This is a genomic window from Streptobacillus felis, assembly GCF_001559775.1.
Lineage (GTDB): Bacteria > Fusobacteriota > Fusobacteriia > Fusobacteriales > Leptotrichiaceae > Streptobacillus > Streptobacillus felis.
The window spans coordinates 1-6899 of record NZ_LOHX01000001.1 but is presented as its reverse complement, the minus strand read 5'-3'; the positions used below and the strand labels follow the sequence as shown (position 1 = coordinate 6899).

Annotated in this window: 4 protein-coding genes; all 4 read left to right on the top strand. The window is 22.9% G+C overall.

The features are described 5' to 3' along the window. Positions 1-576: 576 nt before the first annotated feature. On the top strand, positions 577-2181 hold the full coding sequence (locus AYC60_RS00020) for a plasmid recombination protein (protein ID WP_067319794.1): 1605 nt from the start codon (positions 577-579) through the stop codon (positions 2179-2181). 255 nt (positions 2182-2436) lie between these two features. Further along, positions 2437-3375, top strand: coding sequence for a replication initiation protein (locus AYC60_RS00015; RefSeq protein ID WP_067319791.1), 939 nt, complete (start codon positions 2437-2439; stop codon positions 3373-3375). Positions 3376-4029: 654 nt separating this feature from the next. Then, the gene (locus tag AYC60_RS00010; RefSeq protein WP_067319788.1) at positions 4030-5658 is read left to right on the top strand and encodes a plasmid recombination protein; all 1629 of its coding nucleotides are present in this window, start codon (positions 4030-4032) and stop codon (positions 5656-5658) included. A gap of 265 nt (positions 5659-5923) precedes the next feature. Next, positions 5924-6841 carry a replication initiation protein gene (locus AYC60_RS00005; RefSeq protein ID WP_067319785.1) on the top strand — a complete coding sequence of 306 codons (918 nt, stop codon included), beginning with the start codon at positions 5924-5926 and terminating at the stop codon, positions 6839-6841. Positions 6842-6899: the final 58 nt, after the last annotated feature.

Here is a 6899-nt window from a genome sequence, read left to right as displayed (position 1 = left end):
GTTTTATTTAACTTTTTTAAAAAAATATGATATAATATATTTGTAAAATAAACGAACCATAAAAAAAGTTAGCTGCGAACTAACTTTTTTTTTTATAATTTTTTATGATATAATTATGTTGCACTTTTGCAATTAAGGAGGTGCAATATGGTTCGTTTAGTTATAAAAATTTTATTTTTTATTTTGATTTTTTTGTTATTAGCTCAGTTAGCTTTTTAACAAAAAATCATTTTAATATTTTAAAATTTTTTGGGAGTGTCGCAGCACTCCTTTTTTTATTTTCATTCAAAATATTTTTTCTAAAAAATCAATTTTGAATGAAAAATTTTTTTTCAATTTTTGAAGTTATGTTCTAGAACTTAATGTTAAAATTGAACAATTTTTTTTCCACTCAAATTGCAAAATTTGAGGGGTAAGAGTATTGTAAATTTACAATACTCTTTGGGGTCAAGGGAACTCCCTTGCCTGTGTGATATTTTTGGGACAAAAAATGTCACTACAGGCCAAGGACTTTTTACTTTTACAAAAATCTATGGTATAATATATTCAAATAAGAAAATTTGAAAGGAGATCAAAATGCAATTTAACTCAATACAAAGAATCGATAAATTTAACTCTTCTAAGAACAAATTAAATATAAAAAAAATTCTAAATGAACATCATAGAGAATTACAAAAATATAAAAATGATGTGAACCTAAATTTATCAAATTTGAATTACACTTTCAAAAATTTTAATGAAAATGAGTACAATAAAATTTTAGAAAATAGCGAAAAAATTTCAAATAATTCAAAGGATGTTTCTTTTTTTTATCTCTCTATAGTTCCAAATGAATTTGAACATATAACAGGGGTTAATGTTTCATATTTGTTAACTAGAGAAGAATGGAAAAATTTGTATCAAGCTCAATTTGATATAATAAAAAAATTTATTCCTAATACAATGATAATGTCTTCAGTTCTTCATATGGACGAAAATACGCCACATATGCAACTGATGGTGCTGCATAGAGAAGAAAAAATGATTGAAGAAAAAACTGAAAATCAAGAAATTGACATGTTAAAAATAAACAATGCTATGAAAAAACAATTTTCTAGACTTAATCAAAAAAATGAAAATCTAGAACCAAAAAGTCAAGAATATAAAAAGGCTTTAGAAAAATTCAAAAAAGAAAATTTAGAAAGATATATTGAAAAAGAAAAGAAGAGAAAAGCCAAAAAAATGGAAGAAAATGAAAAAAAATATTCATATACTCCTTCAAAAAATTTCTTTACTCAAGATAATTCTTTTGAAAAATTAAACGAAATTATATTCAAAGAATTAAAAGAAAATTCTATCTTGAATAAATTACAAAAGAATATGGCAAAATTAAGTGAAGAAATGGCCGAATTTGTTCCAAGAAGAGATGAGACGATAGAAAGTAAGGCTAAGGACATAAAAACGCTTAAAAAAGAATTTAAACAAGAATTAGAAGCTTTAAAATATAAATTACAAATGGGAACTATAAGCGAGAAAGAAGAAAACAAATTAATAAACATAGCTATAAAAGAAAAAATGATTGAAGAAAAGAAAAATATATCTCTAGATCAATATCTAGAGAATGAAAAAAAATATTCAAATACTGATCATTTAAAAGCTATTAGAGTAGATAGAAAAGAAATATTAGATAATTTATTAAATGAAAATAAAGATTTAAGAAAAGAACGGTTAGAACTAAAAAAAGAAATATCTAAACAAGTTGATTTTTTAAACGATATAGAACCAGTAGAAAAAAATTTAGAAATAATAGAAAAACTAAGAAAATTACCTAAAAAGACTTTAGGAGTTACTACAATTGATACTAAAGAGCTTGAAAATGGCTTAAATTTGCTTTCTAAAGAGAATTTAAACGAATTAGCATATAAGAAAGCCTTAAAGCTAAAAGAAAGCGAAAATAAGGCTCTAAATGACGAAATAGACTATTTGAAATTAGAAAACAAAAACCTAAGTAAAGAATTTTCTAAAAATAGATTTATTATGAATTATTTAGAAAAAACATTTCCTAAATTTAAAGATGTTATAAAGACTATAAATTCAATAGTAAAAGAATACAGTCCTTGGAATAAGGAGCAATATGAAAAAGAAATCAATAAATTTTTAAATATTGAAAATCAAGAAAATGAAAAGAAAAAATCTTTATAATTTTTTGGAAAGCATTCTTTTTATACCATTCTTTTATGTATCTTTTATACTTCTTTTAGGTCCTCGCAAACATTGATGAATACTAGCTCCGTGAGGGTTAAAAAACAACTTTTTCAGTAAATTAAAACAACTTTTTCAGTAAATTAAAACAACTTTTTCAGTAGATTAAAAACAACTTTTTCAGTAAATTAAAAACAACATGTTGTTTAATTAAAATTTATATGTTATAATAAAAATAAAAAGGAGTAATATTCTATGGCAAATGAGATTGTAAAATATAATAATGATATGAATAAAATAGGTCTTAGAAACTTTAATTCTACTGAATTAGATATTTTGATGGCAATAATGTCTAGAATGAAGGAAAAAGGCTTGGAAGAAATAGAATTTGATTTTGGTTATTTGAAAAAACTAACTAAATGGAAAGATAACACTAGTGATAGTTTTTTTGACACTCTTGAAAGGGTTTATGATAAATTAATATCCATTAAATTTAAAATTGGAGATAATAAAGAATATACAAAATTTGTATTATTTACAAAATATATCATTTCAGGTCCACGACAAAAAGTAATAATAGGAATTAATTCTGAATTTAGATGGGTTTTAAATGAATTAGCAAAAAACTTTACTAGATTTGAGTTAGAAGAGTTTATTGATTTTAAATCTAGTTATACTAAAGAATTTTTTAGAAGAATGAAGCAGTTTAGAGGTAGTGGAAAATGGGAAATAAGTTTAGAAGATTTTAAATATCAATTAAATATTCCTATGAATTATAGAATTACTGATATTGATTTAAGAGTATTAAAACCTATACTAAAAGAATTAGGAGAAAAATATCAACTAGAGATTATAAAAAAATACGATAAGAAAAGAAAAGGACGTCCTGCAGTCGTTGGCTTTCTATTTACATTTACTAAAGAAATAGTTGAAAATCAAGGTTACACTTTAGACGGTAATGTTGAATATAACACAAATAAAAAATTGAATAAAGATTACTATGTTGGTAGAACTCTTTATGTAAAAGATCAAGTTTTTAATAGATATAATTATTTAAAAATTACAAATATATATCAAAATAAAGCGGGAAAAATTATAGTTAAGGTAAAAAATGAAGACGATAATTTTACAAATCAATTTAACTTTGATAACTTAGAAATATGGCATAACTATTTCAAAAAACATTTAGTATAATTTGCATTTTTTGAAATTCAAGGTAAACTATATTAGTTTAAATTAATGTGTATGTTTCGAGAGGGTTGCCCCTCTCATTTTTTATTTAACTTTTTAAAAAAATATGATATAATATATTTGTAAAATAAACGAACCATAAAAAAAAGTTAGCTGCGAACTAACTTTTTTTTTTATAATTTTTTATGATATAATTATGTTGCACTTTTGCAATTAAGGAGGTGCAATATGGTTCGTTTAGTTATAAAAATTTTATTTTTTATTTTGATTTTTTTGTTATTAGCTAGATTAACTTTTTAACAAAAAATCATTTTAAGATTTTAAAATTTTTTGGGAGTGTCGCAGCACTCCTTTTTTTATTTTCATTCAAAATATTTTTTCTAAAAAATCAATTTTGAATGAAAAATTTTTTTTCAATTTTTGAAGTTATGTTCTAGAACTTAATGTTAAAATTGAACAATTTTTTTTCCACTCAAATTGCAAAATTTGAGGGGTAAGAGTATTGTAAATTTACAATACTCTTTGGGGTCAAGGGAACTCCCTTGCCTGTGTGATATTTTTGGGACAAAAAATGTCACTACAGGCCAATAACATTTTACTAATAAAAAAATCTATGATATAATATATTCAAATAATAAAAATTGAAAGGAGATCAAAATGCAGTTTAACTCCATACAAAGAGTTTCAAAATTTAACTCTTATAAGAATAAAAAAAGTATAAAAAATTTACTTAATGAACATCATAGAGAATTAGAAAATTACAAAAATGATGTTAACAAAAATTTGAGAAATTTGAACTACACATTTAAAAATTTTAATGAATTTGAATACAATGAAATTTTAGAAAATAGCGAAAAAATTTCAAATAATTCAAAGGATGTTTCTTTTTTTTATCTCTCTATAGTTCCAAATGAATTTGAACATATAACAGGGGTTAATATTTCATATTTGTTAACTAGAGAAGAATGGAAAAATTTGTATCAAGCTCAATTTGATATAATAAAAAAATTTATTCCTAATACAATGATAATGTCTTCAGTTCTTCATATGGACGAAAATACGCCACATATGCAACTGATGGTACTGCATAGAGAAGAAAAAAACATTGAAGAAAAAACTGAAGATCAAGAAATTGACATGTTAAAAATAAACAATGCTATGAAAAAACAATTTTCTAGACTTAATCAAAAAAATGAAAATCTAGAACCAAAAAGTCAAGAATATAAAGAGGCTTTAGAAAAATTTAAAAAAGAAAATTTAGAAAGATATATTGAAAAAGAAAAAAAGAGAAAAGCAAAAAAACAAATTGAAGAAAATGAAAAAAAATATTCTTATACTCCTTCAAAAAATTTCTTTAATCAAGAAAATTCTTTTGAAAAATTAAACGAAATAGTATTTAACGAACTAAAAGAAAATGAAATTTTAAAGAAGTTACAAACAAATATGGCTAAATTAAGCGAGGAAATGGCCGAATTTGTTCCAAGAAGAGATGAAACGATAGAAAGTAAGGCTAAGGATATAAAATCGCTTAAAAAAGAATTTAAACAAGAATTAGAAGCTTTAAAATATAAATTACAAATAGGAACTATAAGCGAGAATGAAGAAAATAAATTAATAAACATAGCTATAAAAGAAAAAATGATTGAGGAAAAGAAAAATATATCTCTAGATCAATATCTAGAGAATGAAAAAAAATATTCAAACACTGAATATTTAAAAGCTATTAGAGTAGATAGAAAAGAAATATTAGATAATTTATTAAATGAAAATAAAGATTTAAGAAAAGAACGGTTAGAACTAAAAAAAGAAATATCTAAACAAGTTGATTTTTTAAACGATATAGAACCAGTAGAAAAAAATTTAGAAATAATAGAAAAACTAAGAAAATTACCTAAAAAGACTTTAGGAGTTACTACAATTGATACTAAAGAGCTTGAAAATGGCTTAAATTTGCTTTCTAAAGAGAATTTAAACGAATTAGCATATAAAAAGGCCTTAAACTTAAAAGAAAGCGAAATTAAGGCTCTAAATGAAGAAAAAGAAAAGTTATTTAAAGAGAATATAGAACTAAAGGATAGACTAAGTACTTATAAATATTTTCATTCTTATCTAGAAAAAAAGTTTCCTAAATTTAAAGATATTCTAGATAAGGCTAAAGAGTTCTTAGAGAATACTAAATATTTCACTATTTATCGTAGTTCCCTATATGAAAAAGAATTAAATCAAGCTTTAAATTTAAAAGCTGAAGAAAAAAATAAAAATTTAGATAAAAATTTTGAAAAATAAGGGCTTTTTTTAGCTCTTTTTTTTGTGTTAACCCCTTTTCTATTTCTTTTCATATTTATTTTAATATTAATTTTAGGTGTCCTACAGCTATAATGAATACTAGCTCCGTGAGGGTTAAAATGGGACATTTTCAGTAAATAAATAGGACATTTTCAGTAAATAAATAGGACATTTTCAGTAAATAAATAGGACATTTTCAGTAAATAAATAGGACATGTCTTGAAAATACCTTTGTTTTATGCTATAATTAAATTGAGGTGATAATATGGCAAATGAAGTAGTTCAATATAACAACGATTTTAATCAAATAGGTCTTAGAAACTTTAATTCAACTGAATTAGATATTCTTATGGCTATATTTGCTAGAATGAAAAACAAAGAACTTGAGATACTAGAATTTGATTTTGATTATTTGAAAAAACTAACTAAATGGAAAGATAACACTGCTAGTAGCTTTCATAAGGCATTAGAAAATGTTTATGATAAATTGATAAGTATTAGATTTAAAATAGGAAATAAAAGAAAATTTACTAAATTTGTATTATTTACCAAATATACGATTGACATAGAAAAACAAATTATACAAATAGGATTAAATACTGAATTTAGATGGGTATTAAATGAAATAGCTAAGAATTTTACTAAATTTGAACTGGAAGAATTTGTAGATTTTAAATCAAGTTACACTAAAGAATTTTTTAGAAGAATTAAACAGTTTAATACAGGTAAATGGGATGTTTCACTAGAAGACTTCAAGCATCAATTAAACATACCTGAAACCTATAACATAAATGATATTGATAAAAGAATAATAAAGCCAATACTGAAAGAATTAGAAAAAAAATATTATTTAAAAGTTGAAAAAAAATACAAAAAAAATGGAAAGGGTCGTCCTTCAGTTGTAGGATTTATTTTTAAATATAAAATTTTTTCTACAAAGCAATCTATAAATCATAATTTTTCAAAAATTGAAGAATTACAAGAAGAAAAATTATCTCAATACGAGGGATTTGAATTTACATATAATGAAAAAAATTGTTCAATTTATTCGTTGAACTTGGATCAAAAAGAAGAAAAAATTCATTTGAGTTATTTACAAATTGAAGGTGATTATGAATATATTGGTTTCAAAATTTTAACTGTTGCTGCTTTTCAAAAATTGCTAAAATATAAAACTTTATAACTTGAATTTTTTGAAATTCAAGGTAAACTATATTAGTTTAAATTAATGTGTATGTTTC